Genomic DNA, 25,901 nt, shown 5'->3' with positions numbered 1-25,901 from the left:
CGAAGACATTTTTACTATTTTGGCTCGACACCGGCCTGGGCCACCATCCAAAGCACTGGAAAAGCCCATGGAGCATCTGAACCTGCTCCAGACAGCCGCTCATAAGAAAACGGAGAACTGGCGATGACCACACCACGTGAAACCCGCGACTACCAGGCCGCCGACGCTGCGCACCACATCCACGCATTCGTTGATCAGAAGGCGCTCAACGAAGAGGGCCCGCGGGTGATGGTCCGTGGCGAACGCCTGCATCTGTGGGACAACGACGGTCGGCGTTACCTTGATGGCATGTCCGGGTTGTGGTGTACCAACCTTGGGTATGGACGCAAAGATCTGGCGGCTGCCGCATCCCGTCAGCTTGAACAGTTGCCTTACTACAACATGTTTTTCCACACCACCCACCCCCAGGTGATCGAACTCTCCGAGCTGCTGTTCAGCCTGCTGCCCGGGCAGTACAGCCATGCGATCTATACCAACTCCGGCTCCGAAGCCAACGAGGTGCTGATCCGCACCGTTCGCCGTTATTGGCAGGTGCTTGGCAAACCCGAGAAGAAGATCATGATCGGCCGCTGGAACGGCTACCACGGTTCGACCCTGGCGGCGACGGCGCTGGGCGGCATGAAGTTCATGCACGAGATGGGCGGCATGCTCCCGGACATCGAGCACATCGATGAACCGTACTTCTTCGCCCACGAAGGCAACTTGACCCCCGCTGAATTCGGCCTGCGGGCGGCGCAGCAACTGGAAGCGAAAATCCTCGAGCGGGGCGCCGACAAGGTGGCGGGTTTTATTGCCGAGCCGTTCCAGGGCGCAGGCGGCATGATCTTTCCGCCAGAAAGCTACTGGCCAGAGATCCAGCGGATTTGCCGCAAGTACGACGTGCTCTTGTGTGCCGACGAAGTGATCGGCGGCTTTGGCCGCACCGGTGAATGGTTCGCCCATGAGCACTTCGGTTTCGAACCGGACACGCTGTCGATCGCCAAGGGTTTGACCTCGGGTTACATCCCCATGGGCGCTTTGATCCTGTCGAGGAAAATGGCCCGGGTGCTGGTGGAGGAGGGCGGAGTGTTTGCCCACGGCCTGACCTATTCCGGGCACCCGGTAGCGGCGGCGGTGGCGATCGCCAATCTCAAGGCGCTGCGCGATGAAGGCGTGGTGACGCGGGTCAAGGATGACATCGGCCCCTACCTGCAACAGTGCTTGCGTGAAGTATTCGGCAATCATCCGCTGGTGGGGGATATCCAGGGCGTGGGCATGGTGGCGGCATTGCAACTGGCCGAGGACAGAACCAGCCGCAAGCGTTTTGCCAACGAGAACGATATTGCCTGGCGTTGCCGCACCCTTGGCTTTGAGGAAGGGGTCATTATCCGTTCGACCCTGGGCCGGATGATCATGGCGCCGGCGTTGATTGCCAGTCGCGAAGAGGTGGATGAACTGGTGGGCAAAACCCTCAAGGCAGTGGATCGGACTGCCCGGGAGTACGGCGTGCTCTGATACTCCAGGCAGGTCCTGCGAACGCTATCGCGGGCAAGCCTTGCGCTCACAGAGTCTGTGGTGGTCAGACAATTTTTGTTCGGCACACCCCCTGTGGGGGCATGGCTTGCCCGCGATGGCTTAATGCCATTCTGTATCCAGGTTGGATTACGGCGAAGCGGGCAACAGAAACCGCGCAATCACCGGCAAGTGATCGGAGATGCGCAACGTGTCGTCCTGCCTCACCATCGCTTCGACCCGTTTGATTCGCGGGCTGTAGAACAGGTAATCAACCGTGCGGTCCGGCCCGTTCAGGCCCGGATCATTCGGGTAGTGGGTCAGCCAGAGCGCCCGGTCGGCCCCACTGGCTTCATTGTTGGTCGGGATCATGGGGTACTTGTCCCACAGCACGTGCAGGGCGCTGTCGGCTGAGTAGGGGGTACGTTGCTCGTTGGGCAGGCGCTGGAACTGACCCAGCGGCAGCAGGTTGAAATCACCGCCCAACAGCCACGGCGTGCCTCGGCCTTCGTAGCGGTCGAGCACCTTGCCCACGGCGCTGACTTGATTCTGCAGGGTTTCGTCAGGCTGGCTGGCGCGGTCCAGGTGCGTGTTGAGCAGGGCGATCTGACCACCGTCGCTCAGCGGTAGATAAGTGACCAGCAGGGCGTTTTTCGGCTCGAACTGACGGCTGATGAAATTGGCTGGCGCGATGGGCAGTTGCAGGCGTTCGGCGTGGTCGATCTGATAACGGCTCAGGGTCGCGAGTTGGCGGCCAACGCTGCCGTAAATATGCGGGTCGGGAACAAATTCGGCTTTCCAGTCGAAGGCGTGGGCGCTGCAGGGGTACAAATCGGCAAGTCGTTCCTGCAACAGTTTGAGCTGGTTCTGGTAGTCGCTGGCTTTGGCGCCATCGTCCAGCTCTTGCAGAAGCACCACATCCGGGAGCTCGTCGCGGATCACCCGGGCCACCTCGTCCAGGCTGAAGGCCATGTCTTCCGGCGTCGGGCCTTCGTCCTCGCCCTGGGCCAGGTCGTTCCAGAACACGTAGCGTTTACCTGCCAGGTACTGCACGTTCCACGTCATCACCTTCAGCGCCTGACCGGGCACCAGCGTGGGGGCCTGGGCGTTGCAGCTGACCGGCAACACTTCCTTGGCATCGGGGCGCCAGGTCAGGTTGGCAATCAGGGCGGCCAGGCCGATCAACAGTAGCAGGCCCAGCAGGGTGTAGCGCAGTAGACGGGTCATGGCTCGGCTTTTATCGCGTTACATAAGTTGAGCCCGAGCATAACCGAGCGCAGCAGGTAACCCCAAGGGCCGCGACCGTCAAAGCGGCCCATCGATTTTTTCGGGGGCATCGCTGATCAGCATGAACAAGCGGAACAGCACCACGCTGGTGAACAGTTGCAGGAAGCTGTGGGCACTGTCGATCAGCAGTGAGAGCACCGGGTTCTGCGGCTCGGGATATACCGCCAGGGTCGCGCCCTTGAGGATCCACAACGGGCCCATCACACACAGGATGCACACCAGGATGCGCAGGAAATTGCCGCGGGTCAGGCGCAGGCTTTCCTTCATCGCGGCCAGCGGCGCCAGGCCGCGCAGCACCAGCAGGTACTCGCCGAACGCCAGGGTCACCATCAGCCAGATGCCCGGCAGGAAATACAGCGACAGGCCGAGCAGGATCAACAGGGTGTTTAGTGCGGTGAGCAACGCAAAGCGCGGCCACAAGGTTGCAGACATGGCCAGCAGGTCGCGGGTGCGGGGTGATTCGCCCCGGCTGCGTGCGTCCAGAAACAGGATCAGGGCCGCGGTGTAGAGCGGGTAGATCAACAGGCCGACAATCACGCTGATGCCCGGGAAACTGTCCGGCTCGGTGGAGTGGTCGACCACTTGCTGCAGCAGCGCCTCGAAAATTACCAGAGGCAGGCACAGCTGCACGATCTGGCCCAGATTGCGTTTGAAGAAGTACAGGGAGTCACGCAGTACATCGAAGGCATTCATCAGTCGGTATCGCAGGTTGAAAGCAGTGGCACACTTTAACCGATGATGCGCTTTGCGGCGCAAACGTAAACGTTCGGTAAAGGTCATTGAAACATCCTGCATCAGCCTCCATTACCGTCAGGCACCCCATCCACGGCGGATGAGGACGATGAAATTCCCGGCAATCTACGAGGTCGCCATGAACAACGAAGAACAAACCCTGATCGATGGCCTGTTTTCCCGGCTGCAAGAGGCCCAGGCGCAATCTGCCCCGCGTGATGCCCAGGCCGAGGCGCGGATCAACGAGCACCTGGTTCGCCAGCCTGCGGCGGGTTATTACATGGCCCAGTCGATTCTGGTGCAGGAGGCTGCGATCAAAAGCCTTGACCTGCAGAACAAGGAGTTGACCCGGCAAGTGCAGCAATTGCAGGCTGAACTGCAGTCGGCCAAAGCGCAGGCTCCGGCTCCGGCTCCGGCCAGCGGTGGCTTTTTGTCGAGCATCTTTGGCGGCGGTTCCCGTGATCCGCAGCCGGCGCAATCGGCACCTGCCTCCAGCGGTGGCGGCTGGCGCGAGCCCGCCCGGCCGTCGTTCAACGCGCAACCGTCACAGCAGAACTTCGGTGCCGCCCCGCCCCAGCAGAACTATGGCGCGCAGCAGCCTGCCGGCAACAGTTTTCTCGGCGGCGCCCTGAAAACGGCGGCGGGAGTGGCGGGCGGTGTCATGCTGGCGCAGGGTATCAGCAGCCTGTTTCATCACAACCAGCAGCCTGAAGTGGTTGAAGTGATCAAGGAAGAACCGGCCCAGGTCAACGATCAGGGCGATAGCGGCAATGGCTGGGGCGATGAACAGCGGGTGGCTGACAACAACGACCAGGGCGGCTTCAGCGACGCCGACTACAGTGACGACAGCTCGTCGTTCTTCGGCGACGACGACTCCTTCGTCTGACCCTGCGGTGAGGGGCCGGCTCGCGCTTGACTGCGCAGCCGCCCCCCAAACCAGCCCGAGCGCGACCCTGCACCTTCGCCACATGGCCGATTATTCGCGGAATACGCCTGCGGGCTGGCATACTGGGCCACTTTTCGGGCCAGCTGCCCGATCCAGCCCGCGCCCTTGTGCGCGAACGAGGATGCCCGGTGAAAAAAATCGCAGTGTTCGCCGATGTCCAGAACCTCTACTACACCGTGCGTCAGGCCTATGGTTGCCATTTCAACTACGCCGCGTTGTGGGCTGATATCAGCAAGCAGGGCGAGATCGTCGAAGCCTATGCCTACGCCATCGATCGTGGCGACAGCAAGCAGCAGCAGTTCCAGCAGATCCTGCGCAACCTGGGCTTCACCGTGAAACTAAAGCCTTATATCCAGCGCAGCGATGGCTCTGCCAAGGGCGACTGGGACGTGGGGATCACGCTGGACATCATGGACGCTGCCGATCATGTCGACGAGGTAGTGCTGGCGTCCGGGGACGGTGATTTCGACATGCTGCTGGAGCGCATCATCAGCAAACATGGGGTACAAGCGGTGGCTTACGGCGTACCGGGACTGACCGCCAACTCGCTGATCCGCGCCGCCAGCCGCTACGTGCCGATCGAAGGCGCGTTGCTGCTCAAGAATTGATTTTTACGGAGTTGAAACAGGTTTGGAACGCATAGCAGTCATCGACTTTGAAACCACCGGGATCTCCCCGAGCAGCAGCTGCCGGGCCACGGAAATTGCCGTGGTGATCCTTGAACAGGGGCGCATCGTCGAGCGTTACCAGAGCCTGATGAATGCCGGCGTACGAGTGCCGCCCTTCATCGAACAACTGACCGGCATCAGCAACGCCATGTTGCGCACTGCGCCCTCGGCGGAAAAAGTGATGAACGAGGTCAACGAGTTCGTTGGCATCACGCCGTTGCTGGCGCACAACGCCGCGTTCGACCAGAAGTTCTGGGATTTCGAGCTGGGGCGCATCAAGCGCACCCGCCTGCAGAACTTCGCCTGCTCGCTGTTGCTGGCCCGCCGCCTGATGCCTGCTGCGCCGAATCATAAGCTGGGCACGCTGACCACCTTCGCCCAACTGCCCCACACCGGCCAGGCTCACCGGGCCATGGCCGACGCCGAGATGGCCGCCAACCTGACGGCGCATCTGGCGCAGGAGTTGCGGCAAAAGCATGGGTTGCGAGAGTTGTCCCATGATTTGCTGGTGAGCTTGCAGAAAGTGCCGGCAGCGAAGATCAATGAGCACCTCAAGCGTCATCGCGGGTTCTAGGAACAGCGCGGATCCCCCGTAGGAGCTGCCGAGAGAAACGAGGCTGCGATCTTTTGATCTTGATCGGATTGGGCTCTGAATCTCATCCTGGCAGGGCTGCGGCCGCCCACTCTACAATCGATCTGCAAAGATTCTTATGTTGTTTTGAGCGCTCTTCAGCAATTAGCGCCTCTCTGACTTTTCGTAATTCAGTCTTGTGGCCTCGTATACCAGACTGAACAAGGCTAATAAGTAAGTCGGCCCGATTGTATGTTGATTCACTTTGTTTAAGGCAGCCTCATGCTTTGACGAACGATCCTACAAAACAATAAGGCTTTACTGCCTTGCTGCCCTGCGATGGGACCGTTAACCTCTGGGATGTCGCTCCAATTCAGCGACCGGGACTGCAAGCCCGCCGAAAGTTTGTTAGGCGCATACAACCGCACCTATAATCGCGTCGCGTTATCTAGCGACCATCGATTTATGGTAGCTGTGTGCGGGAGACCCTTGGGTCTGCCGAGGTGCCTAACACTCGGTCTTGCAGGCCTGCACATCGCTGCCACCCATCATCTGCAAGTGATGCTGGTAGCTCCGACTTTTGTTAGGAGATTCACATGGTCAAAGTCACCCCCAATCCGCCTGTCGACTCAGGTCAGTCCTGCGCTATGGAAATCGCCGCGTGGAGACCCGAATTTGTACCCCGCAGCTTCATTCGCCATCACATCCAACTCCGAGCTTTTTTGGTGGACTCAGAGGCTTGGTTCTGTGCCCGAGATATCGGTCGATTAATGGGCGTGGATGTATCTGGAAAAAAAGCGCTCAAGCTCGATGCGGATCAGCGACAAATAATTTGTTTGTCTGAGGGCGATGGGTCCGAGGGGACTCTGGTACTGAGTGAGTCGGGCGTCTATGCGATGTTGGTATACCATTACTGCCCGGAAAATCGGCAATTAAGGCGTTGGCTGACTCAACATGTGGTGCCGACGTTGCGAGAGGATGCCGGCCCCGTTTCGACTCAAGTGCCGCAAATGCAGGCTATGGACTGGGGTGGTGGAACCCTGAACTTGCTTCATTGGAGGAGAGAACCTTGGATTCGCCTGCGTGATATGCCGGGATTTTTGTCCGCCAGCTGATGTGGTGTTTGCTCCGCCAATACGCGGGTTCCAGGAACAGCGCGGATCCCCCGTAGGAGCTGCCGAGAGAAACGAGGCTGCGATCTTTTGATCTTGATCTTGATCTTGATCTTGATCTTGATCTTAGAAGCGAAAAGATCGCAGCCTCGTTTCACTCGACAGCTCCTACGCAGCTCCTACGCAGCTCCTACGCAGCGTCTGTGCGCACTCATTTTTGAAAGTGTACCGGCGCTAAAAATCGCTTTTGTAACTTATTTTTACCCGCTCGCTTTCCTAGAATGCCTGTTCTCCTGTCCTGCCCGCGAGCTTCCCAATGTCTGCCCCACGTCGCTTTCCCTTATCGTTGATCGCCGCTTTTTTTGCGTTGTACGTGATTTGGGGCTCGACCTACCTGGTGATTCGCATCGGGGTGGAATACTGGCCACCGCTTCTGCTCGCCGGGATCCGTTTCGTCATCGCGGGCTCCTTGATGTACGCCTTTCTACGCTGGCGCGGGGCGCCGGCGCCGACGTGGGCACAGTGGAAGGCGGCGGGAATTATCGGGATTTTGCTGCTGACCTGCGGTAATGGCGCGGTCAGTGTGGCCGAGCACACCGGGGTCGCTTCGGGCGTGGCGGCCCTGGCGGTGGCGACGGTGCCGTTGTTTACCTTGCTCTGCGGCTATTTCTGGGGCGCGCGTAACACGCGTCTCGAATGGGCCGGGATCGTGCTCGGGTTGATCGGCATCGCCATGTTGAATCTGGGTTCCAACCTGCAATCGAGCCCGCTGGGCGCCGCCCTGCTGATCTTCGCGGCAGCGGCCTGGGCCTTCGGCTCGGTGTGGAGCAAACATCTGCCGCTGCCCCAGGGCGCGATGGCCAGCGCCGTGGAAATGCTGGTCGGCGGCGTGGCGTTGTTAATCGCCAGTGCACTCAGCGGTGAACACCTGGACAGCCTGCCACCGATCGAGGGCTGGGCCGCGCTGGCCTACCTGACGTTCTTCGGCTCGATCATCGCTTTTAACGCCTACATGTACCTGTTGAAAAACGTCCGTCCCGCTGCCGCGACCAGTTATGCCTACGTCAACCCGGCCGTCGCGGTGTTGCTGGGCATCGTGTTTGTCGGCGAGACCATCGGAATAGAGGAGGCGCTGGCGATGGCGGTGATCATCAGTGCGGTGGTATTGATCGGCTTGCCGCAGTGGCGCCGCCCGCCAGTCAAACCCGCTGTAGCGGTGCCGACAGAATCCCGAGTGAATTAGGGTAAACTGCGCGGTATTGCACACTCGTTTTGCACAACCGCGCTGAATTTTCCTACGGTAATCCCATGACTTTCGCCTCCCTTGGCCTGATCGAACCCTTGCTGCGCTCTTTAGAGACGCTCGGCTACCAGACTCCTACGCCGGTTCAGGCGCAAGCCATTCCGGCGGTGCTGGCCGGTCGCGACCTGATGGCTGCGGCCCAGACCGGCACTGGCAAAACGGCCGGTTTCGCCCTGCCGCTCCTGCAACTGCTGGCCATGGAAGGGCCGAAAGTCACGGCCAACTCGGTACGCGCGCTGATCCTGGTGCCGACTCGCGAGCTGGCGGAGCAGGTTCACGAGGCCGTGCGTCAGTACGCCGAAAACCTGCCGTTGAGTACGTATGCCGTGTACGGCGGCGTCAGTATCAACCCGCAGATGATGAAGCTGCGCAAAGGCGTGGACCTGTTGGTCGCAACACCGGGACGTTTGCTGGACCTGTTCCGCCAGAACGCGCTCAAGTTCAACCAGCTGCAAACCCTGGTGCTGGACGAAGCCGATCGCATGCTCGACCTCGGCTTTTCCGAGGAACTGGGCAACATCTACAAAGCGTTGCCGAAGAAGCGCCAGACCCTGCTGTTCTCCGCGACCTTCTCGGATGCAATTCGCACACTGGCCGGGCAAATGCTCAACGACCCGCTGCTCATCGAAGTCAGCCCGCGCAACGTAGCGGCCAACACGGTCAAGCAGTGGGTGGTGACGGTCGACAAGAAGCGCAAGCCGGAGCTGTTCATTCATCTGCTGCGCAAGGGCAAGTGGAAACAGGTGCTGGTGTTCGCCAAGACCCGTAACGGTGTGGACGCGCTGGTGGAGAAACTCCAGGGCCTGGGCATCAACGCCGACGGTATCCACGGCGACAAGCCGCAGGCGACCCGCCAGCGTGCGCTGGACCGCTTCAAGGCCAGCGAAGTGCAGATCCTGGTGGCCACTGACGTCGCGGCTCGTGGCCTGGACATCGAAGACCTGCCGCTGGTGGTCAACTTCGACCTGCCCATCGTTGCTGAAGACTATATTCACCGCATCGGTCGTACCGGCCGTGCGGGTGCGACCGGGCAGGCTATTTCCCTGGTCTGCGCCGACGAAGTGAATTTGCTGTCGGCCATCGAGACGTTGACGCGTCAGACGCTGCCCCGGCAGATGGAGCATGATTTCGAGCCGGAGCATCGCGTGCCGGACACCGATGCCAGCGGCCAGGTGGTCAAGAAGCCGAAAAAGCCGAAGAAACCCAAGACTTCCGGCGGCGGCAAACGCAATCTGGGCAAGTGGGTCGAGAGCGCAGAAGCATCGACGCCAGAGCCTTCGATCAAGCCTGTGCGCAAGGTGCCGGTGTTTAATACCGGGCCGCGCAAGAAGAAACCTTAACGGGTGCGGTGGTAGCCAGGCCCATCGCGAGCAGGCTCGCGATGGGCCGCCTCGGTCTTCATTCTTTGCGCTGCAACCACTCCAGCATCCCCAGCCCCGCCGCCCGACCACTGGCGAAGCACGCGGTCAGCAGGTAGCCGCCAGTCGGCGCCTCCCAGTCCAGCATCTCACCGGCGCAAAACACTCCGGGGAGTTGCTTGAGCATCAGTCGCTCATCCATCGCTTCGAATCGCACGCCACCGGCGCTGCTGATCGCCTCGTCCAGCGGACGCGTTTTCACCAGGGTCACGGGCAGCGCCTTGATTGCCCGGGCCAGCCGCACGGTATCGGCAAAATCCGCCGCTGCAACCTGCTCTCGCAGCAACGCCGCTTTCACCCCATCGATCCCCAACTGACTGTGCAAGTGCTTGGACATGGAGCGCGAGCCACGGGGTTTATCCAGTGCTGCCTGGATTTTATCCACAGGCCGTCCCGGCAGCAGATCGATATGCACAGTGGCCGCGCCATCGCGATTGATGGCCTGGCGAATCGGCGCTGACAGGGCGTAGATCAGGCTGCCTTCAATTCCGGTGGCCGTGATCACGCATTCGCCCAGGCGCGGCACGTCGTCATCCAGGCCAATGGCGATGTTTTTCAGCGGCGCGCCGGCGAATTTACTGACCATCAAATCGCTCCAGGCCTGCACCTCGAAGCCGCAATTGCTCGGTTGCAACGGTGCCAGCTGCACCCCGCACTGTTCCAGGGGCAGCATCCAGGCGCCATCCGAGCCGAGTCGCGCCCAGCTGCCACCGCCCATGGCGAGCAGCGTAGCGTCTGGCGTAATGGTTTTTTCGCCCTCGGGGCTGTCGATGCGCGATCCACCCTGCGAATCCCAGCCGAGCCAGCGGTGGCGGGTGTGGATAACTACGCCGGCTTCGCGCAGACGTTTGAGCCAGGCGCGCAGCAGCGGGGCGGCTTTCATGTCTGTGGGAAATACTCGGCCGGAGCTGCCGACAAAGGTCTCAATGCCCAGGTCATGTATCCATTGGCACAGCGCGTCGGCGCCAAATGCCCGCAGCAGTGGTGCGATTTGCGGGGCGCGTTCGGCATAGCGCGAGAGAAAGGCCGGATAGGCTTCGGAATGGGTGATGTTCATGCCCCCGACCCCGGCCAGCAGGAATTTGCGCCCCACCGACGGCATGCCGTCGTACAGGTCGACCTTGCAACCGGCCCGGCTCAACACTTCGGCGGCCATCAAGCCGGCGGGGCCGCCGCCGATGATGGCGACTTGCGGGGGGAGGGTGGTCGAGGGTTGGGTCATCTTCAACGCTGCGCAGTGGCGGAATAGGGCGGGCATTCTACCAGCCCGACACACTCTCTTGTGGGCCCCGACCAAGCCCGCTTGCACGGACGATTAGTTGTGTGTTCGAGAGTGGTCAAAAAACAACCAGTGCTTCGCACGCCATAGCCAGTATGGCTTGCAGCGCCTTTCTCTCAGGTTATCCACAGGCAGTTCCACAGGCATTGTGGGTAACCAGCCATACCTCAGTGACAACCTGATGACTGCCAGACCCGCTGAGCGCTGTGATGCAGAATCCCGTGGCGCCGCGCCAGGGCCTTGCGGTCTTTGCTGTAGCCCCCACCAATGACTCCGACCACGGGAATGTCCCGGCCAAGGCAGTGGCGCATCACGCTTTCATCGCGGGCGGCGACGCCTTCGTCCGTCAGCTTCAGGTAGCCGAGGGCGTCGTCCTTGTGCACGTCGACCCCGGCGTCATACAGCACCAGGTCCGGCTGGTAGAGCGGCAGCAGATAATTGAGCGCATCGTCCACGACCTTCAGGTAAGCGGCATCGCCCATGCCCATCGGTAATGGAATGTCCCAGTCACTTTCGGCTTTGCGTGCAGGAAAATTCTTTTCGCAGTGCAAGGAAACAGTGACCGCGTCCGGGGTGTTGTGCAGGATGCGTGCAGTCCCGTCGCCCTGGTGTACGTCGCAATCGAAGATTAGCACCCGATTCACCCGGCCACTTTCCAGCAAATAGCGGCTGATAATCGCCAGATCGTTAAAAATGCAGAATCCGGCTGGATAATCGTAATGCGCATGGTGGGTGCCACCGGCCAGGTGGCAGGCGAGCCCGTGTTCCAGCGCCTGCTCCGCTGCCAGCAGCGAGCCGCCGACTGCCCGCACGGTGCGCCGGGCCAGGGCTTCGCTCCAGGGCAGGCCAAGGCGGCGCTGGTCTTCGCGGGACAACTCGCCTTCCATGTAGCGCGCGATGTATCCGGGGTCATGTGCCAGGGCGAGAATCTGCGACGGGCACAGTGGCGGGCGCAGCAGGTCGGCGTCCCGGGTCAGGCCGCTGTCCACCAGGTGGTCACGCAGCAAGCGGAACTTGTCCATGGGGAAGCGGTGGTCCGCCGGGAAGTCGGGACTGTAGTCTTCGTGGTAGATCAACGGCAGCGGCATGGCGGTTTTATCTGGAAGGAACGCAGGAAAGAATCAGGGATCCTACCAGCGATCTAGACTTGCGACATGGAAAGGGGAGCACGATGGAGCCGATACTGGAACTCGAGAGCGCGCGACTGTTGTTGCGACAATGGAGCGATGCGGATTTGCCTGAGTTTGCGGCCATGTGCGCCGATCCGCAGGTGATGCGCTATTTTCCGGCGCCGTTGAGCCGCCTGGAAAGCGCGTCGCTGATCGGGCGCATTCGCGGCCACTTTGCCGAACACGGGTTCGGCCTGTGGGCGCTGGAGCGCAAGGACACCGGTGCGTTTATCGGCTTTACCGGCCTGGGCGTGGTGGGTTTTGATGCGCCTTTTACCCCGGCGGTCGAAATCGGCTGGCGCCTGGCGCGTGAACATTGGGGGCTGGGTTACGCCAGCGAAGCGGCCTGGACCGCTCTGCGCTGCGGCTTTGACCGCCTCGGGCTGAACGAGGTGGTGGCGTTTACCGCGCAAGCCAATCTGCCGTCGGAGAAAGTCATGCAAGCCATCGGAATGCACCATGATTCAGCCGATGACTTCGATCATCCCAAGCTCGCCGCCGGACATCCACTGGAGCACCATGTGTTGTATCGCATCAGCCGTGAACAATGGCTGCAAACCCTGCATGGCTAAGCCGGCGCGGACGTTTACAATGGCTCCCATGATGGCGCTGGCCAGAAATTGAATTGTTCGTCGCAGCCAAGACTGCGCGGCATTGTGTTGTGTTAGGAGAGTCTGAATGAGCCAAGTGTTGGATGATCTGGTCGACCTGTTGACCCTGGAACCGATCGAAGAAAACCTGTTTCGCGGCCGCAGCCAGGATTTGGGTTTTCGCCAGTTGTTCGGCGGCCAGGTCATCGGGCAGTCCCTTTCGGCAGCCAGTCAGACAGTGGAAGAGGCGCGCCATGTGCACTCGATGCACGGTTACTTCCTGCGTCCGGGGGACTCTGCGCTGCCGGTGGTGTATCAGGTCGATCGAGTGCGTGATGGCGGCAGTTTCAGCACCCGCCGGGTGACGGCAATCCAGAAGGGCAACCCGATCTTCACCTGCAGCGCTTCGTTCCAGTACGACGAAAAGGGCTTCGAGCACCAGGCACAGATGCCGGTGGTGGTCGGCCCGGAAAACCTGCCGTCGGAGCTCGAACTCACCCAGCAGCGTGCCCACCTGATTCCGCAACACATGCGCGAAAAGCTGCTGTGCCCCAAGCCCATCGAATTCCGTCCGGTGACCGAGGAAGACCCCTACAACCCGCAACCCTCAGATCCCGTCAAGTACGTCTGGTTTCGCGCCGACGGCGCCTTGGCCGATACCCCGGCGCTGCATAAATATCTGATGGCCTATGCTTCGGATTTCGGCCTGTTGACCACCTCGATGCAGCCCCATGGCAAGTCGGTGTGGCATCAGGACATGCAGGTGGCCAGCCTTGATCACGCGCTGTGGTTCCACGCCGACCTGCGTGCCGATGACTGGCTGCTGTACGCGATGGACAGCCCTTGGGCGGGCAATTCCCGCGGTTTCTCCCGGGGCAGCGTGTTCAATCGCGCCGGGCAACTGGTGGCCTCGGTGACCCAGGAAGGCCTGATCCGTCACCGCAAGGACTGGGCATGAGCCTGGCGGCGGTGCGGCACTGGGTGTTCGACATGGACGGCACCCTGACGGTGGCCGTGCATGACTTCGCGGCTATCCGCGTGGCATTGGCCATTCCCGCCGAAGACGACATCCTGACTCATCTCGCGGCCCTGCCGGCGCAGGAAGCCGCCGCCAAGCATGCGTGGTTGCTGGAGCACGAGCGTGACCTGGCCCTGGGTTCGAAACCCGCACCGGGTGCCGTGGAACTGGTGCGCGAGTTGGCCGGACGCGGCTATCGCCTGGGTATCCTCACGCGCAATGCCCGCGAGCTGGCGCACGTCACGCTGGAGGCGATCGGCCTGGCCGACTGCTTTGCGGTCGAGGATGTGCTGGGGCGCGACGAAGCGCCGCCGAAACCTCATCCAGGTGGCCTGCTCAAATTAGCCGATGCGTGGAAGGTCCCGACAAGCGAGATGGTGATGGTTGGCGATTACCGGTTTGACCTGGATTGTGGGAGAGCGGCCGGAGCGCGCACGGTGCTGGTGAACTTGCCGGATAATCCGTGGCCGGAGTTGACCGATTGGCATGCGGTGGATTGTGTGGCGTTGCGCGAAATGCTTTCGGCTTGAGGGCCCCATCGCGGGCAAGCCTTGCTCCCACAGAGTAAGCGGTGCCGCTATTGAAAGGTGGATACGCCAAATCTTGGGAGGCAGGCTTGCCCGCGATGGCTGCATTCGCCGCACTGCAAGTGCTACTGACCAAAGAGCGCCCTGCGCCCCTCAGGTGAGGTAAACATCCCATCCCCATCATGCCCGACGCCGGGCACTTCGATCAGTTGCTGATTCAAACCCTGGGGATGGTCGCGCTTCAAATACTCAAAATAATTGCGCCCGCGCGCCAAACGATTCGCACCCTGGGCTTTCGCTTCGCAGCTTTTGTCCAGGGCAGGATGATTCGGATCGATATCCTGCTGGCCCAGCAAGTAAACGACATCGCGTTTGACGTAACTGGCCTCCAGCGCCGCGGGCGTCTGGCCCTCGGCATACGCGGGCAGATCCGCCAGCCCGTATTTCCAGCGATTGTAATCCGCACAGCCGGCATGGCTGAACGCCACCGGCCGACGTTCATCGAAATAGGCGTAGGAGGACGGGTTGGCAATCACATAACGCACCCGAACTCCGGCGGCGTCGAGTTCCGGTTGATCATGACCCAGCAGCGCATAACGCTGGACCACCTGAGCGCCGCCAGAGTGTCCGGCGATCACCACTTCCTTGAGCGCCGGGAACTGTTGCCGGTCAGCGAACCGGCCGATGATCTGGTCCATTGCCCCGTACGAACTGAGGGCAAAAGGCGCCGTGGACAATCCACCGGCCATCCATTCATTGCCTTGCCAACGCAAAACCGTGTCGGCCAATGGATGCAGCGCGACGTCGGTTTCATTGAGAAATTGCGGGGCGATCACCAGCGTGGTCGACGCCTGTCCCGCTTGCTCGGCCGCGTGTTCGGCGGTTTTGCGGTAGGTTTCGGCGTTGCGTAGCCGGCCATGGATAATGATCAGCACCCGTTCGATGGTCGCCGGTGCCGGGCCGATACCGACGGCCATTTCGCCTTCCTTCAACAACAGGCGACCGGGGCTGATGTCCCGCACACCGTGGTCGGCAGCCTGGGAACTGGTGCAGGTGATCAACAGGACCAGCCACCACTTGTTCATCTACAGGTTTTTCGCGGCGAAGGTGTCGCACTGGCTGATCTGGCCCTGGGCGAACCCGGTCTTGAACCAGCGTACCCGTTGCGCCGAAGTGCCATGGGTGAACGAGTCCGGAACCACGCGACCCTGGCCGCGCTGTTGCAGGCGATCGTCGCCAATGGCGTTGGCCGCATTCAAGGCTTCCTCGATGTCGCCGGGTTCGAGCCAGTTCAGCCGTTGCTGGGCATTATTGGCCCATACACCGGCCAGGCAATCAGCCTGAAGTTCCTGGCGTACCAGCAAACCGCCATCGCCTTCCATTTGCCGCCCTTGCTGGCGAGCAGCCTGGATTTTTGCCGAGACGCCGAGCAGGGTTTGCACATGGTGGCCAACTTCGTGAGCGATCACATAGGCCTGCGCGAAGTCACCGGCTGCGGAAAAGCGCTGCGACATTTCCTGGAAGAAGCTGGTGTCCAGGTAGACCTTCTGATCCGCCGGGCAGTAGAACGGCCCGGTGGCCGAGGTGGCCATCCCGCAGGCGGAGTTGACCCTGCCGCTGAACATCACCAGGGTCGGGTCCTTGTACTGCCGGCCGGCCTGCTGAAAAATCTGGCCCCAGGTGTCTTCGGTATCTCCGAGAATCGAGCGCACGAATTCTGCGCCTTCGTCATTGGCCGGTGGCGCCTTGCGGCTCTGGGTGGTGGCCGGTGCCGACTGTTCGCTCATCTGCCCGGTCAATTGCCCGAGAATCTGCAGTGGGTCCTGGCCGGTGATCCAGCCTATGCCGACAATCAGGATGATCGCCGTCAGGCTCAACCCTTTGCCGCCACCGAAGCGCATCCCGCCGCCACCACCGCCCACGTCATCTCCACGGGCGTCGACCACGTTGTCGCTGCGTCGGCCTTTTTTCCATAGCATGGGTGAGCCCTCTTTCCTTAATCTGGTGAAGATGCGTGGTGATGAGTGTTGCTGGTGTGCAGGAGCCGCGCCAGTCCGGTCGTCTGACAGCTGCGGGGCAGACCGGTTCCAGATTTCGCATTTCCGGCATTGTCTTTTAGAATCGATGAAACCTTTCTCGTGGACCCTCTTATGGCCGGCAGTCAGATTGAACGCGTTTTCAGCGTGCTGGAAACCCTTACCGGTGAACCCAGGGGCGTACCGATGCAGGTATTGTCCGAACAGCTGGGGATTCCAAAGAGTGCCACCCACCGTTTGCTGACCGAACTGATCCGCCTGGGTTATGTGCGGCAGAATCCGGATAATCTGCGCTATCACTTATCGACCAGGCTGGTCGCCATGGGCTTTCGCTACCTGTCTCGCAGCGGCGGGGATATCGTCCAGCCGGTACTCGATCGGCTGGCCGAGGAAACGGGCGAACTGGTTCGCCTGGGGGTGATCTCGGGGGAGCGACTGACTTGGATCGCCAAATCCCAGGGCGCGCGTTCCGGCTTGCGTTATGACCCCGACATGGGGCGCGATGCCCCACTGTTCTATACCGCCTCGGGGCATGCGTGGCTGGCGAGCCTGTCCGATGCCGAAGCCTTGGCGCTGGTTGAACGCCAGGCCGGCGACACATTGCCAGCACCCGGGCCGAATGCGCCGCGTTCGAACATTGAACTGCTGGAGCATCTGCGCCAGGGACGAGAACAGGGTTATGCCTGGGTAGAGGAGAGTTCGGCGGTGGGGACCTCGGCCATTGCCGCAGTGGTGCGCCATCCGCTGGATGCACGGGTGATAGGCGTGCTGAGTATTGCCGGCCCCAGCGCTCGGTTGCCGGGTGCGCGGTTACACGATCTGGCGCCGCTGCTGTTGCAGTTCACCGAAGAGCTGTCGGCGGCCAGCCAGGCGTCGGAGTTTTTCAACGGTTGATTGTTCCAGGCGAGCGCAATGGCCGTGATGGAAAATCTGTACGCTGTTCGCACGCTTTCTCGGCTTGTTGGTTTGAAAAAATGGAACAACGTTCTAAAATATTGATCCGTTGGCTTGTTATTCCTTTCAGAGAGCATTGCCTTGACGTCACGTATCAGCACTCCGCTCTCCGGCGTCAACCAACCCTTCAAGGGCATCTTGCTGATCGTTGTCGCGACCTTCCTGTTTTCCAGTCACGACGCGTTGTCAAAATACCTGTCGGGGTTCTATCCAATCGTCATGGTGGTGTGGGCCCGTTATGTGGTGCACACCTTGCTGATGGCGGGGATCTTCCTGCCGCAGTCGGGCTTGCGCGTGCTGCGTACCAAACGCCCGCTGCTGCAGCTGGTCAGGGCCTTGTGCCTGCTCGGCACCAGTCTGTTTTTTACCACCGGCCTGCAGTACATCCCGCTGGCGGAAGCTACGGCAGTCAACTTTCTGGCCCCGGTGCTGGTCACGGCTCTGTCGGTGCCACTGCTGCGCGAGCACGTGACCCGCGGCCAGTGGATCGCGGTGATTTGCGGATTCATCGGCGTGTTGATCATCGTGCACCCGGGTGGTGAGCTGTTCACGCCGGCGGTGCTGCTGCCCTTGTGCTCGGCGCTGTTTTTCTGTTTTTACCAGTTGTTGACCCGCAAGCTCAGCGAGATCGACAGCCCGACCACCAGCAACTTCTTCGCCGGTTTGTGCAACACCCTGGTGATGAGCGCGCTGGTACCGTTTTTCTGGCAGGTACCAACCCTGGGTCATGGGTTGCTCATGGTGGCGCTGGGGGCTTGCGGGATGACTGCGCACTTGTTCCTGACCCAGGCATTCCGCTACGCGGCCCCGGCGTTGCTGGCGCCTTTCGGTTATTGCCAGATCGTCTTCGCCGGGTTGCTGGGCTGGCTGCTGTTCTCCCACACGCCGACCCTGACCACGATCATCGGGATTGCGGTTATCTGTTGCAGCGGGTTGGCAGCCGTGTGGCAGCAGAGTCGCCGCTAGAGAGCGTGGGCAGGCCTGGAATCAGGCCTGCCGCAGGAGATTTCAGTCGATAACGGAAGGGATCTTGCGCGGCGCCATGAAGTACATCCAGATCAGCGCGATGAAGTACATCGCCGGAATCATGGTGAACAGTACGGTGTAGTTGTTGTTGGTGATGGTCAGGATATGGCCGACCAGCTGGGTCATGAACATCCCGCCAATCGCGGCGCACATGCCGCCGAAACCGAACACGGTACTCATCATGTGCTTGGGCGTGTAGTCCATCACCAGGCTCCAGATATTCGCCGTCCAGGCCTGGTGCGCGCCGATGGCCAGCGAGATCGCGGCTACGGCAACCCACAAACTGCTGGAACCTGCCGCCATGACCACGCCGACGATGCAGCAGGCAAACAGGAACATGGACATCAGTCGCGCCTTGATCGGATTGATCCCGCGGCCAATCAGGAACGAAGACAGGATCCCGCCGCCGACGCTGCCGAAGTCAGCCGTCACATAGATGATGATCAGCGGGATGCCCATCTGGGTCACGTTGATCCCCAGGTTGTATTGCTGGTTAAGGAACGGCGGCAGCCAGTACAGGTAGAACCAGAACACCGGCGCGGTCATCGAGTAAGCGAGGGCGAAGGCCCACGTGCCGCGCATGCGCAGGATTTTCGAGAAAGGCACGCGGGTTTGTTCCGGCTCGACCTCCTGCTGGATGTAGTCCAGTTCCGATTGTCTGACGCTTGGGTGATCTTCCGGGTTGAAGTACTTCAAACCCCAGAACAACAGCCAGATCCCGCCCAGTGCCGACATGCACAGGAATGCGGCCTGCCAGCCCCATACGTGCAGAATCAGCGGCAGCAGCATTGGGGTGAACATCGCGCCGACGTTGGTCCCGGCATTGAAGATCCCGGTGGCCACGGCGCGTTCGCCGGCGGGGAACCACAGCCGGGTGGTCTTGACGCAGGCCGGATAGTTGGCCGCTTCGGTTAGCCCGAGGATGAACCGGCAGACCATGAAACCGACCGCCGAAGTGGCCAGGCCATGCGCGCCGGTCGCCAGGCTCCACAACAGGACGGCGCAGAAAAACACCCGCTTTACGCCGACCCGATCAATCAACCGGCCCTGCAGGACAAAGCCGATGGCGTAGCCGACCTGGAACCAGAAGTTGATGTTGGCGTAATCCATCGCCGTCCAGCTCATCTCCTTGGCCAGGATCGGCTGCATGACGCCCAGCGCGGCGCGGTCGATATAGTTCAGCGTTGTAGCGAAAAACACCAGTGCCAGCATGCCCCAACGGGTCTTGCCGACTGCCATGGCGCCTCGAACTTTGTCGCCAATGCCACCGGTGGCAGGAATCATGGAGGAACGCTCCACGGAAGAGCTTTGAGAAGGAGTCATTTAAGCCACCGATTATTTTTATGTGGTGTTTTGAATCTATGTCCATCGGGCCGACCTGTGACCGCACCCAATGTGGAGTTGATGGTGGGCAGTGGACGAAAAATCGTCAATTCGCCAAGCGGCATTTTGTTCGATAATCGCACATAAAACTAACCGGATAGTACACTTTGAATTGCTGTGCGAGACTGCCACCCTAATAATTCCCCCAACAGAAAAAAACGTGGTCCCCCTGGGAGCATGCAATACCCCCAATAAGATCTCCACCACCGGGAGTCGAAAGATGCAGCGTTCCATTGCCACCGTTTCCTTGAGCGGTACCCTGCCGGAAAAACTCGAAGCCATTGCCGCCGCCGGCTTTGACGGGGTGGAGATTTTCGAGAACGACCTTCTCTACTACGACGGCAGTCCGCGGGAAATTAAACAGATGTGTGCCGATCTCGGCATCGCCATCACACTGTTCCAGCCTTTCCGCGACTTCGAAGGATGCCGCCGCGACCGCCTGCCGCGCAACCTGGAGCGGGCCGAGCGCAAATTCGACCTGATGCAGGAGCTGGGTACCGACCTGGTGCTGGTGTGCAGCAACGCCTCGGCCGACTCCCTGGGGGATGAACAGATTCTGGTCGACGACTTGCGCCTGCTGGCCGAGCGCGCAGGTGCCCGAGGCCTGCGCATCGGCTACGAAGCGCTCGCCTGGGGACGGCACGTCAACACCTGGCAGCAGGTCTGGAACATTGTGCGTCAGGCCGATCATCCGAGTCTCGGCGTGCTGCTCGACAGCTTCCACACCTTGTCACTCAAGGGTGACCCCGCGGCGATCGCCGAGATTCCCGGCGACAAGATCTTCTTTGTGCAGATGGCCGACGCGCCGATCCTGGCCATGGATGTGCTGGAATGGAGCCGGCACTTCCGTTGCTTCCCAGGCCAGGGTGAATTCGATCTTCCCGGCTTCCTCGCACCGATCATCAAGAGCGGTTACACCGGGCCACTCTCGCTGGAGATTTTCAACGACGGCTTCCGCGCCGCGCCACCTCGGGCCAACGCCGCCGATGGCCTGCGCTCGCTGCTGTATCTTGAGGAGAAAACCCGCGAGCGCCTCGCGCAGGAGGCCAAGCCGGTGGCCAGCCCTGAAATTCTGTTCGAAACGCCCAAAGCCAGCGAGTACAACGGCATCGAATTTCTCGAATTCGCCGTGGACGAAAGCCTTGGCGCCAAGCTTTCCCATTGGCTGGAGCGGCTGGGCTTCGTCAAGGCCGGGCAGCATCGCTCCAAGAGCGTGAGCCTGTTGCGTCAAGGCGACATCAACCTGATCCTCAACTCCGAGCCTTACTCCTTCGCCCACAGTTTTTTTGAAGCCCACGGTCCTTCGCTGTGCGCCACCGCCGTGCGGGTGAAAGACAGCGGCAGTGCCCTGGCTCGCGCGGTCGCCTACAAGGGCCAGCCCTATCGTGGGCTGGTAGGCCCCAACGAGCTTGAACTGGCCGCAGTGCGCGCGCCGGATGGCAGCCTGATCTATCTGGTCGACCAGCATGCCGACGTCTATGGCACCGACTTCAACCTGCAACCGGTCGCCCAGGCGAGCGGCGGGCTCAAGCGAATCGACCATATGGCCATGGCGCTGCCGGCTGACAGCCTCGACAGCTGGGTGCTGTTCTACAAGAGCCTGCTGGATTTTGAAGCGGACGACGAAGTGGTGCTGCCCGATCCTTATGGCCTGGTGAAAAGCCGGGCATTGCGCAGCCGCGACAGCTCGATCCGTCTGCCGCTCAATATCTCCGAGAACCGCAACACCGCGATCTCCCACGCGTTGTCGAGTTATCGCGGTTCCGGTGTGCATCACATCGCGTTTGACTGCGATGATATTTTTGCTGAGGTCAGTCGTGCAAAAGAGGCCGGAGTGCCGCTGCTGGATATTCCGCTCAACTATTACGACGACCTGGCTGCGCGCTTCGATTTCGACGACGAATTCCTCAGCGAACTGGCGTACTTCAACGTGCTGTACGACCGTGATGCCCAGGGTGGCGAGCTGTTTCATGTTTACACCGAGCCGTTTGAAGGGCGATTTTTCTTCGAAATCATCCAGCGCAAAAACGGCTATGCCGGATACGGCGCGGCCAACGTCGCCGTGCGCTTGGCGGCCATGGCCAAGTCTCGAAGCGGGGCCGTGCGTCAGGCAAAGTTGTAGGAAATTGGTAAGCTCCTGTGCAAACCCATGCCGCGCGGCTTCCTTCGCCGTGCGGCGCGGCCCATAATCGCCGCCTGTGCAGTGATGGCCGTGAGCCCGCGATGACAATAATTTCAGAACTCTCCGCAGCGCCTGACAAATCCCTTGCCGAGCCGCGCAAGAGCCGCAAGAACAACCCGGAAAAGACCCGCGAGAACATTCTTCAAGAGGCCATTGTCGAGTTCGTGCAGCAGGGGCTTTCCGGTGCGCGGGTCGATGCGATCGCCGAGCGCATCCACACCTCCAAGCGCATGATCTACTACTACTTCGGCAGTAAGGAACAGCTCTACGTCGAGGTGCTGGAAAAGTTGTACGGCGACATCCGCACCACTGAAAACCGCCTGCACCTGACCGAACTGCCCCCGGTGGAAGCGATCCGACGCCTGGTGGAGTTCACGTTCGACCACCATGACCGCAACGTCGATTTCGTGCGCATCGTGTGCATCGAGAACATTCACAACGCCGAATACGTGAAGCGCTCCGATGCGATCAAGACCATGAACACCACGGTGCTCGATTCACTGGGCGTCATTCTGCGTCGTGGTACCGACGAGGGGGTGTTCCGTGCGGGTCTCGACCCGCTGGACGTGCATCTGCTGATGAGTTCGTTCTGCTTCTACCGAGTGTCGAACCGCCATACCTTTGGCGAGATTTTCCAGATCGACCTGCCGGATGAAGGCATCAAGCAGCGCCATCGGGAAATGATCTGCGAGTCGGTCCTGCGCTACCTCAAGGCATGAACCCAGGATCGCAGCCCCTGCCGAACGCTGCGATCTGATTTTTCTGTGCTTACCCGACCATCCCCTGGAAATGCGCCAGCATCCGCTGCGCATCGGGCGCCACGCCACTGAACAGCTCAAACGCCTTCACCGCCTGAAACACCGCCATGTTGCCGCCGTCCAGGGTCCGGCATCCCAGGGCGCGGGCCTGGCGCAGCAGTTCAGTCTCCAGCGGGAAGTACACGATCTCCGCCACCCACAATTCCCGGCGCAGCAATTCCACCGGCACCGGCGTGCCCGGCAGTTTTTTCATGCCCATGGGCGTGGTGTTCACCAGGCCGTCGGCCACGGCCAGTGCGCCAGGTAAATCTTGCCCGGCAACCGCGCGGCCAGCACCGAAATGCTGGTTGAGATTATCTGCCAGGGCTTGGGCGCGACGGATCTCCACATCAAAAATGCTCAGCAGCTGTGTGCCTTCGCTCAGCAGCGCGTGGGCCACCGCCGCACCGGCTCCGCCAGCACCCATCTGCACCACGCGTGCCACGCCAACGCCCGGCAAGCCGCGGCGGAAACCTTCGGCAAATCCCAGGCAGTCGGTGTTATGGCCGATGCGTTTACCTTCCTTCAGCACCACTGTATTTACCGCGCCAATTCCCCGGGCTTCCGGCGACAGTTCGTCAAGCAGGGGAATGATGGTTTGCTTGCAGGGGAAGGTGATGTTCAGCCCCGTGAAGTTCATGCGCTCGGCGGCCAGCAGCAAGTCGGGCAGGGCGCCGCTGTCGAGTTGCAACTGGTCGAGATCGATCAGGCGATAGAGGTAGCGCAAGCCTTGGGCATCGCCCTCGTGTTCGTGCAGCGCCGGGGTGCGCGACGCCTGGATGCCAGCGCCGATCAGGCCGGCCAGTACCACGTTATGCGGGTCCATGGTGCTCACCCTTTCAACTGCTGGCGAAAGTGGTCCAGTGCCAGGCGATAACCATGGCTGCCGAAACCGGCCATCACCGCCATGGCCACCGCAGAGACGAACGAGTGGTGACGAAAGGGTTCACGGGCATGAACGTTGGACAGATGAACCTCGATCACTGGCAATTCACTGGCTACCAGGGCATCACGGATCGCGACCGAGGTATGGGTCCAGGCTGCCGGATTGATCACGATGCCTGCGCAGCGCCCGCGGGCGGCGTGAATCCAGTCCAGCAATTCACCTTCATGATTGGTCTGGCGGAATTCCACGCGCAGTCCGAATTCTTCTGCGGCGCGACCGCACAGCGCGGAAATGTCCGCCAGGGTTTCATGGCCATAGGTGGCCGGTTCGCGGGTGCCGAGCAGATTCAGGTTTGGGCCGTTAAGCACCAGGACAATAGGGTCCATGGGTATCTCCACTTATTATTGTTGGCGTTGGCCGATGGTCTCAGCCTGTGGAGATAAAATGTACTAGTTGGTTAATTTGGTCAATTGACGAGGTGCGCCCGTCAGCATTTGTGTGCGGTGATCGGACGACTTTTCATCGCGGCAGCTGCTCCACCAGGAAATCGATGAACGCCCGCAGCCGCAGTGGTACATGGCGACTCTGGGGATAGAGCAGGGTAAACGGCCTTGAACGTCCACCGTAGGGTTTGAGCACTTCCACCAGCGAACCGTCGGCCAACTCCTTTTCAACGATAAAGCGATAAGTCTGAAACAACCCCGCGCCGTGCTTTGCCAGGGTCACGCCGCCCAGCACGTCGTCGGAGCAACTGAGATTGCCTTGGGCCAGAAGCTCGACAGGCGTGCCACCGTCATTGAACAACCAGGCAATGCGCCGGCCGCTGCTGGGTAATTCGTACTGAATGCATTCGTGCCGTGACAGGTCGTCCAGGGTCTGCGGCACGCCCGCCTGCTTGAGGTAGTCGGGGCTGGCAATCATCACCAGGGCGGCATCTTCAAGTGGTCGGGCGATCAGGCCGGAGTCCGGGATGGCCCGCACGCGAATCGCCATGTCATAACCTTCGCCAACGAAATCGATATTGCGGTTACTGATGTGCACTTGCACCTTCACATCGGGAAAGCGCGCCCTGAAGGCTGGCAGTAACGGCAGGATGCGGTGATGGCCATACGTGGTGGGAATGCTGATGCGCAAGGTGCCTGAAGGTTGCTGCTGCTGGCCCATGACCTCGCGCTGCGCCTCCACCAACTGTGCCAGCGCCTGGCGACATTCTTCGTAATAACGCCGGCCGCTGTCGGTGAGCTTGACGCTGCGGGTGGTACGCGCGAACAGCCGCACCCCAAGGCGTTCTTCCATGCGCGACACCGAGCGACTCACCGCCGCCGGCGTGACCCCCGCCACCAGCGCCGCCGCGGTAAAACTGCCAGCCTCGGCAGCCAGGCAAAACAGCTCAATGCTGCCCAACTGAAGATCGTCGAAGAGTCGCTGCATGGTTGATTACACCGTGGATCAAGTGAAGCTGATTCTGTACCGATCCCGCTGGGAGGTGAAAGGATTGCTTACTTATTAGCGTGCCTTTCCCAGGCTTGCGGCGAGCTCAGGCGCTAGCCTGAGGGGTAGGATGTCGATTCGGCTCGCCGCGCCGATCGTCGAATTTTACGAGGATAGGATCAGGATATTGATCCAATAACCTAACGGATGGGTTAATATGAATATATGTCGCTACAAGGGACTTTCACTGGTGATTATGCTGCGCGATGAACACTGCCCTCCGCATGCACATGTGAATGCCGGGATCTGGAGCGCTCGATTCAGGTTCAGCTTCTGGCACAACAGTGTCGATCTGTGGGACGTTGTCCCTCATTCACGTCGTCCACCTGTGGCAGTGCTGGAAGGGCTGCGCCAGGCGCTCAGGCACCCAGTCCACCTTCGACGCGCTCGCAGCATATGGTGGTGCAAATTACAGACGGCATGCCTCGATCATCAGTTATGGGATTGGCAGACCAATGAAGTCGTGATGCCGAAAAGCATCGCCAACGCGACCTACATAATTGGTTCGGCTCGATATGAGCCCGAAAATGACAAGACCCTGCTTTCCCTGATGGGGGCGCCGGAGGGCGTGGAGATCGAACTTTGAAAACGATAAAAGCAAAAACACTGATGGATCAGCCAGTGACCGAGGCAGCACTGGACGAGGCGATCGAGCGTGGGCAGTTGAAGCAACAAAACTGCCTTCAGGCAATTGCGGTCACCCATGGGGCATCGCGTCTGACCGTGAGTTTCGAAGACGGTAGCGGCGTGTTGCTGCCCGTGAAGCTCTACGCTGAGTTCGATGATTTCTGCGCCGAGGACTTTGCAGCTTTGACTGTCGGGTTCTCGGGGACCGCCCTGTGTCATGAGGGGAAGGACCTGCAGGTGTCGATTGCCGGGATGATCTCTGCCAGCAAACCGTTGATGGCCATGGCCGCTTCCGTCGTCGCTTCGCGCAATGGCCGGCAAAGCAGCGCCGCGAAGTCTGCTGCAGCTCGGGCCAATGGCAAGAAAGGCGGGCGCCCGCGCAAAGTGGATGCGGTGCTTTAGGCGCGC

General features: G+C 60.7%; 26 protein-coding genes. 16 read left to right on the top strand and 10 right to left on the bottom strand.

Annotation, left to right across the window (positions count from 1 at the left end):
* Nucleotides 1–123 precede the first annotated feature (123 nt).
* Entirely contained in the window at nucleotides 124–1,494 is a 1,371-nt protein-coding gene (locus HYI44_RS13770) for an aspartate aminotransferase family protein (protein WP_225569625.1), read from the top strand.
* 147 nt (nucleotides 1,495–1,641) lie between these two features.
* Here the strand turns inward: HYI44_RS13770 and HYI44_RS13765 are convergent, their stop codons facing one another.
* Together HYI44_RS13765 and HYI44_RS13760 are read right to left on the bottom strand one after the other, a co-directional pair.
* Nucleotides 1,642–2,718 carry an endonuclease/exonuclease/phosphatase family protein gene (locus HYI44_RS13765; RefSeq protein WP_225569624.1) on the bottom strand — a complete coding sequence of 359 codons (1,077 nt, stop codon included), beginning with the start codon at nucleotides 2,716–2,718 and terminating at the stop codon, nucleotides 1,642–1,644.
* Between the two features lie 78 nt (nucleotides 2,719–2,796).
* The gene (locus HYI44_RS13760) at nucleotides 2,797–3,471 is read right to left on the bottom strand and encodes a YciC family protein (protein WP_225569623.1); all 675 of its coding nucleotides are present in this window, start codon (nucleotides 3,469–3,471) and stop codon (nucleotides 2,797–2,799) included.
* A gap of 178 nt (nucleotides 3,472–3,649) precedes the next feature.
* Here HYI44_RS13760 and HYI44_RS13755 point away from each other — a divergent pair, with 178 nt between their 5' ends.
* The 6 genes from HYI44_RS13755 to HYI44_RS13730 all read left to right on the top strand — a co-directional run bounded on the left by HYI44_RS13755 (nucleotide 3,650) and on the right by HYI44_RS13730 (nucleotide 9,450).
* Nucleotides 3,650–4,396 carry a DUF2076 domain-containing protein gene (locus HYI44_RS13755; protein ID WP_122839061.1) on the top strand — a complete coding sequence of 249 codons (747 nt, stop codon included), beginning with the start codon at nucleotides 3,650–3,652 and terminating at the stop codon, nucleotides 4,394–4,396.
* Between the two features lie 188 nt (nucleotides 4,397–4,584).
* Nucleotides 4,585–5,064 (top strand): NYN domain-containing protein, encoded by a 480-nt coding sequence (locus tag HYI44_RS13750; RefSeq protein ID WP_007946629.1) that lies wholly within the window; start codon nucleotides 4,585–4,587, stop codon nucleotides 5,062–5,064.
* Nucleotides 5,065–5,086: 22 nt separating this feature from the next.
* Nucleotides 5,087–5,698 (top strand): PolC-type DNA polymerase III, encoded by a 612-nt coding sequence (locus HYI44_RS13745; RefSeq protein WP_122838954.1) that lies wholly within the window; start codon nucleotides 5,087–5,089, stop codon nucleotides 5,696–5,698.
* A gap of 593 nt (nucleotides 5,699–6,291) precedes the next feature.
* Entirely contained in the window at nucleotides 6,292–6,810 is a 519-nt protein-coding gene (locus tag HYI44_RS13740; protein ID WP_225569622.1) for a Bro-N domain-containing protein, read from the top strand.
* A 313-nt stretch (nucleotides 6,811–7,123) separates the two neighbouring features.
* Entirely contained in the window at nucleotides 7,124–8,050 is a 927-nt protein-coding gene (yedA, locus tag HYI44_RS13735) for a drug/metabolite exporter YedA (RefSeq protein ID WP_225569621.1), read from the top strand.
* Between the two features lie 65 nt (nucleotides 8,051–8,115).
* Nucleotides 8,116–9,450 carry a DEAD/DEAH box helicase gene (locus HYI44_RS13730; RefSeq protein ID WP_225569620.1) on the top strand — a complete coding sequence of 445 codons (1,335 nt, stop codon included), beginning with the start codon at nucleotides 8,116–8,118 and terminating at the stop codon, nucleotides 9,448–9,450.
* A gap of 58 nt (nucleotides 9,451–9,508) precedes the next feature.
* On the opposite strand, the gene HYI44_RS13725 is transcribed toward HYI44_RS13730, so the two are convergent.
* Both HYI44_RS13725 and HYI44_RS13720 read right to left on the bottom strand, forming a co-directional pair.
* A complete protein-coding gene (locus HYI44_RS13725; protein ID WP_225569708.1) occupies nucleotides 9,509–10,750 on the bottom strand; it encodes a TIGR03862 family flavoprotein in 1,242 nt (413 codons plus the stop codon).
* A 224-nt stretch (nucleotides 10,751–10,974) separates the two neighbouring features.
* Nucleotides 10,975–11,895 carry a histone deacetylase gene (locus HYI44_RS13720; RefSeq protein WP_225569619.1) on the bottom strand — a complete coding sequence of 307 codons (921 nt, stop codon included), beginning with the start codon at nucleotides 11,893–11,895 and terminating at the stop codon, nucleotides 10,975–10,977.
* Nucleotides 11,896–11,978: 83 nt separating this feature from the next.
* On the opposite strand from HYI44_RS13720, the gene HYI44_RS13715 reads away from it, so the two are divergent.
* From HYI44_RS13715 to HYI44_RS13705, 3 genes are all read left to right on the top strand, one after another.
* Nucleotides 11,979–12,548, top strand: a complete 570-nt coding sequence (locus tag HYI44_RS13715) for a GNAT family N-acetyltransferase (protein WP_045062055.1) — start codon at nucleotides 11,979–11,981, stop codon at nucleotides 12,546–12,548.
* Between the two features lie 106 nt (nucleotides 12,549–12,654).
* A complete protein-coding gene (gene tesB, locus HYI44_RS13710) occupies nucleotides 12,655–13,524 on the top strand; it encodes an acyl-CoA thioesterase II (RefSeq protein ID WP_122838959.1) in 870 nt (289 codons plus the stop codon).
* Nucleotides 13,521–14,114, top strand: a complete 594-nt coding sequence (locus HYI44_RS13705) for an HAD family hydrolase (protein ID WP_045062053.1) — start codon at nucleotides 13,521–13,523, stop codon at nucleotides 14,112–14,114. Before tesB ends, HYI44_RS13705 begins: the two co-directional genes overlap by 4 nt.
* A 122-nt stretch (nucleotides 14,115–14,236) precedes the next feature.
* Here the strand turns inward: HYI44_RS13705 and HYI44_RS13700 are convergent, their stop codons facing one another.
* Both HYI44_RS13700 and HYI44_RS13695 read right to left on the bottom strand, forming a co-directional pair.
* The gene (locus HYI44_RS13700; RefSeq protein ID WP_201149333.1) at nucleotides 14,237–15,196 is read right to left on the bottom strand and encodes an alpha/beta hydrolase; all 960 of its coding nucleotides are present in this window, start codon (nucleotides 15,194–15,196) and stop codon (nucleotides 14,237–14,239) included.
* The gene (locus HYI44_RS13695; protein WP_122838962.1) at nucleotides 15,197–16,090 is read right to left on the bottom strand and encodes a neutral zinc metallopeptidase; all 894 of its coding nucleotides are present in this window, start codon (nucleotides 16,088–16,090) and stop codon (nucleotides 15,197–15,199) included.
* Nucleotides 16,091–16,261: 171 nt separating this feature from the next.
* Here HYI44_RS13695 and HYI44_RS13690 point away from each other — a divergent pair, with 171 nt between their 5' ends.
* Together HYI44_RS13690 and HYI44_RS13685 are read left to right on the top strand one after the other, a co-directional pair.
* Nucleotides 16,262–17,041 carry an IclR family transcriptional regulator gene (locus HYI44_RS13690; protein ID WP_122838963.1) on the top strand — a complete coding sequence of 260 codons (780 nt, stop codon included), beginning with the start codon at nucleotides 16,262–16,264 and terminating at the stop codon, nucleotides 17,039–17,041.
* Between the two features lie 141 nt (nucleotides 17,042–17,182).
* Nucleotides 17,183–18,067 carry a DMT family transporter gene (locus HYI44_RS13685; RefSeq protein ID WP_122838964.1) on the top strand — a complete coding sequence of 295 codons (885 nt, stop codon included), beginning with the start codon at nucleotides 17,183–17,185 and terminating at the stop codon, nucleotides 18,065–18,067.
* Between the two features lie 42 nt (nucleotides 18,068–18,109).
* On the opposite strand, the gene HYI44_RS13680 is transcribed toward HYI44_RS13685, so the two are convergent.
* The gene (locus tag HYI44_RS13680; RefSeq protein WP_225569618.1) at nucleotides 18,110–19,411 is read right to left on the bottom strand and encodes an MFS transporter; all 1,302 of its coding nucleotides are present in this window, start codon (nucleotides 19,409–19,411) and stop codon (nucleotides 18,110–18,112) included.
* A 319-nt stretch (nucleotides 19,412–19,730) separates the two neighbouring features.
* On the opposite strand from HYI44_RS13680, the gene quiC reads away from it, so the two are divergent.
* Both quiC and HYI44_RS13670 read left to right on the top strand, forming a co-directional pair.
* Nucleotides 19,731–21,632: a 3-dehydroshikimate dehydratase QuiC gene (gene quiC, locus HYI44_RS13675; RefSeq protein WP_122838966.1), complete on the top strand. Its 1,902-nt coding sequence runs from the start codon at nucleotides 19,731–19,733 to the stop codon at nucleotides 21,630–21,632.
* 101 nt (nucleotides 21,633–21,733) lie between these two features.
* Nucleotides 21,734–22,411, top strand: a complete 678-nt coding sequence (locus HYI44_RS13670; RefSeq protein ID WP_225569617.1) for a TetR family transcriptional regulator — start codon at nucleotides 21,734–21,736, stop codon at nucleotides 22,409–22,411.
* Between the two features lie 49 nt (nucleotides 22,412–22,460).
* Here the strand turns inward: HYI44_RS13670 and HYI44_RS13665 are convergent, their stop codons facing one another.
* From HYI44_RS13665 to HYI44_RS13655, 3 genes are all read right to left on the bottom strand, one after another.
* On the bottom strand, nucleotides 22,461–23,315 hold the full coding sequence (locus tag HYI44_RS13665) for a shikimate dehydrogenase (protein ID WP_225569616.1): 855 nt from the start codon (nucleotides 23,313–23,315) through the stop codon (nucleotides 22,461–22,463).
* A 5-nt stretch (nucleotides 23,316–23,320) separates the two neighbouring features.
* Nucleotides 23,321–23,761, bottom strand: coding sequence for a type II 3-dehydroquinate dehydratase (aroQ, locus tag HYI44_RS13660; RefSeq protein ID WP_122838969.1), 441 nt, complete (start codon nucleotides 23,759–23,761; stop codon nucleotides 23,321–23,323).
* A gap of 133 nt (nucleotides 23,762–23,894) precedes the next feature.
* Nucleotides 23,895–24,806 carry a LysR family transcriptional regulator gene (locus HYI44_RS13655; RefSeq protein WP_045062043.1) on the bottom strand — a complete coding sequence of 304 codons (912 nt, stop codon included), beginning with the start codon at nucleotides 24,804–24,806 and terminating at the stop codon, nucleotides 23,895–23,897.
* Nucleotides 24,807–25,023: 217 nt separating this feature from the next.
* On the opposite strand from HYI44_RS13655, the gene HYI44_RS13650 reads away from it, so the two are divergent.
* Together HYI44_RS13650 and HYI44_RS13645 are read left to right on the top strand one after the other, a co-directional pair.
* The gene (locus tag HYI44_RS13650; protein ID WP_225569615.1) at nucleotides 25,024–25,452 is read left to right on the top strand and encodes a DUF4160 domain-containing protein; all 429 of its coding nucleotides are present in this window, start codon (nucleotides 25,024–25,026) and stop codon (nucleotides 25,450–25,452) included.
* On the top strand, nucleotides 25,449–25,895 hold the full coding sequence (locus HYI44_RS13645) for a DUF2442 domain-containing protein (RefSeq protein WP_225569614.1): 447 nt from the start codon (nucleotides 25,449–25,451) through the stop codon (nucleotides 25,893–25,895). Before HYI44_RS13650 ends, HYI44_RS13645 begins: the two co-directional genes overlap by 4 nt.
* Nucleotides 25,896–25,901 lie beyond the last annotated feature (6 nt).

The sequence above is a fragment of the Pseudomonas sp. Y24-6 genome (assembly GCF_020295325.1).
Taxonomy (GTDB): Bacteria; Pseudomonadota; Gammaproteobacteria; order Pseudomonadales; family Pseudomonadaceae; genus Aquipseudomonas; species Aquipseudomonas gregormendelii.
The sequence above is the reverse complement of the archived record's forward strand: the minus strand, read 5'-3'. Positions and strand labels throughout refer to the sequence as shown.

Bases quoted from the DNA above. Each gene is read 5' to 3' on its own strand.
- HYI44_RS13715 (WP_045062055.1), top strand. From the start codon at position 11,979: ATGGAGCCGATACTGGAACTCGAGAGCGCGCGACTGTTGTTGCGACAA.
- HYI44_RS13680 (WP_225569618.1), bottom strand. From the start codon at position 19,411: ATGATTCCTGCCACCGGTGGCATTGGCGACAAAGTTCGAGGCGCCATG.
- HYI44_RS13695 (WP_122838962.1), bottom strand. From the start codon at position 16,090: ATGCTATGGAAAAAAGGCCGACGCAGCGACAACGTGGTCGACGCCCGT.
- tesB (WP_122838959.1), top strand. From the start codon at position 12,655: ATGAGCCAAGTGTTGGATGATCTGGTCGACCTGTTGACCCTGGAACCG.
- HYI44_RS13730 (WP_225569620.1), top strand. From the start codon at position 8,116: ATGACTTTCGCCTCCCTTGGCCTGATCGAACCCTTGCTGCGCTCTTTA.
- yedA (WP_225569621.1), top strand. From the start codon at position 7,124: ATGTCTGCCCCACGTCGCTTTCCCTTATCGTTGATCGCCGCTTTTTTT.
- HYI44_RS13765 (WP_225569624.1), bottom strand. From the start codon at position 2,718: ATGACCCGTCTACTGCGCTACACCCTGCTGGGCCTGCTACTGTTGATC.
- HYI44_RS13770 (WP_225569625.1), top strand. From the start codon at position 124: ATGACCACACCACGTGAAACCCGCGACTACCAGGCCGCCGACGCTGCG.
- aroQ (WP_122838969.1), bottom strand. From the start codon at position 23,761: ATGGACCCTATTGTCCTGGTGCTTAACGGCCCAAACCTGAATCTGCTC.
- HYI44_RS13740 (WP_225569622.1), top strand. From the start codon at position 6,292: ATGGTCAAAGTCACCCCCAATCCGCCTGTCGACTCAGGTCAGTCCTGC.
- quiC (WP_122838966.1), top strand. From the start codon at position 19,731: ATGCAGCGTTCCATTGCCACCGTTTCCTTGAGCGGTACCCTGCCGGAA.
- HYI44_RS13705 (WP_045062053.1), top strand. From the start codon at position 13,521: ATGAGCCTGGCGGCGGTGCGGCACTGGGTGTTCGACATGGACGGCACC.
- HYI44_RS13755 (WP_122839061.1), top strand. From the start codon at position 3,650: ATGAACAACGAAGAACAAACCCTGATCGATGGCCTGTTTTCCCGGCTG.
- HYI44_RS13670 (WP_225569617.1), top strand. From the start codon at position 21,734: ATGACAATAATTTCAGAACTCTCCGCAGCGCCTGACAAATCCCTTGCC.
- HYI44_RS13650 (WP_225569615.1), top strand. From the start codon at position 25,024: ATGAATATATGTCGCTACAAGGGACTTTCACTGGTGATTATGCTGCGC.
- HYI44_RS13690 (WP_122838963.1), top strand. From the start codon at position 16,262: ATGGCCGGCAGTCAGATTGAACGCGTTTTCAGCGTGCTGGAAACCCTT.
- HYI44_RS13700 (WP_201149333.1), bottom strand. From the start codon at position 15,196: ATGAACAAGTGGTGGCTGGTCCTGTTGATCACCTGCACCAGTTCCCAG.
- HYI44_RS13655 (WP_045062043.1), bottom strand. From the start codon at position 24,806: ATGCAGCGACTCTTCGACGATCTTCAGTTGGGCAGCATTGAGCTGTTT.
- HYI44_RS13720 (WP_225569619.1), bottom strand. From the start codon at position 11,895: ATGCCGCTGCCGTTGATCTACCACGAAGACTACAGTCCCGACTTCCCG.
- HYI44_RS13665 (WP_225569616.1), bottom strand. From the start codon at position 23,315: ATGGACCCGCATAACGTGGTACTGGCCGGCCTGATCGGCGCTGGCATC.
- HYI44_RS13725 (WP_225569708.1), bottom strand. From the start codon at position 10,750: ATGACCCAACCCTCGACCACCCTCCCCCCGCAAGTCGCCATCATCGGC.
- HYI44_RS13760 (WP_225569623.1), bottom strand. From the start codon at position 3,471: ATGAATGCCTTCGATGTACTGCGTGACTCCCTGTACTTCTTCAAACGC.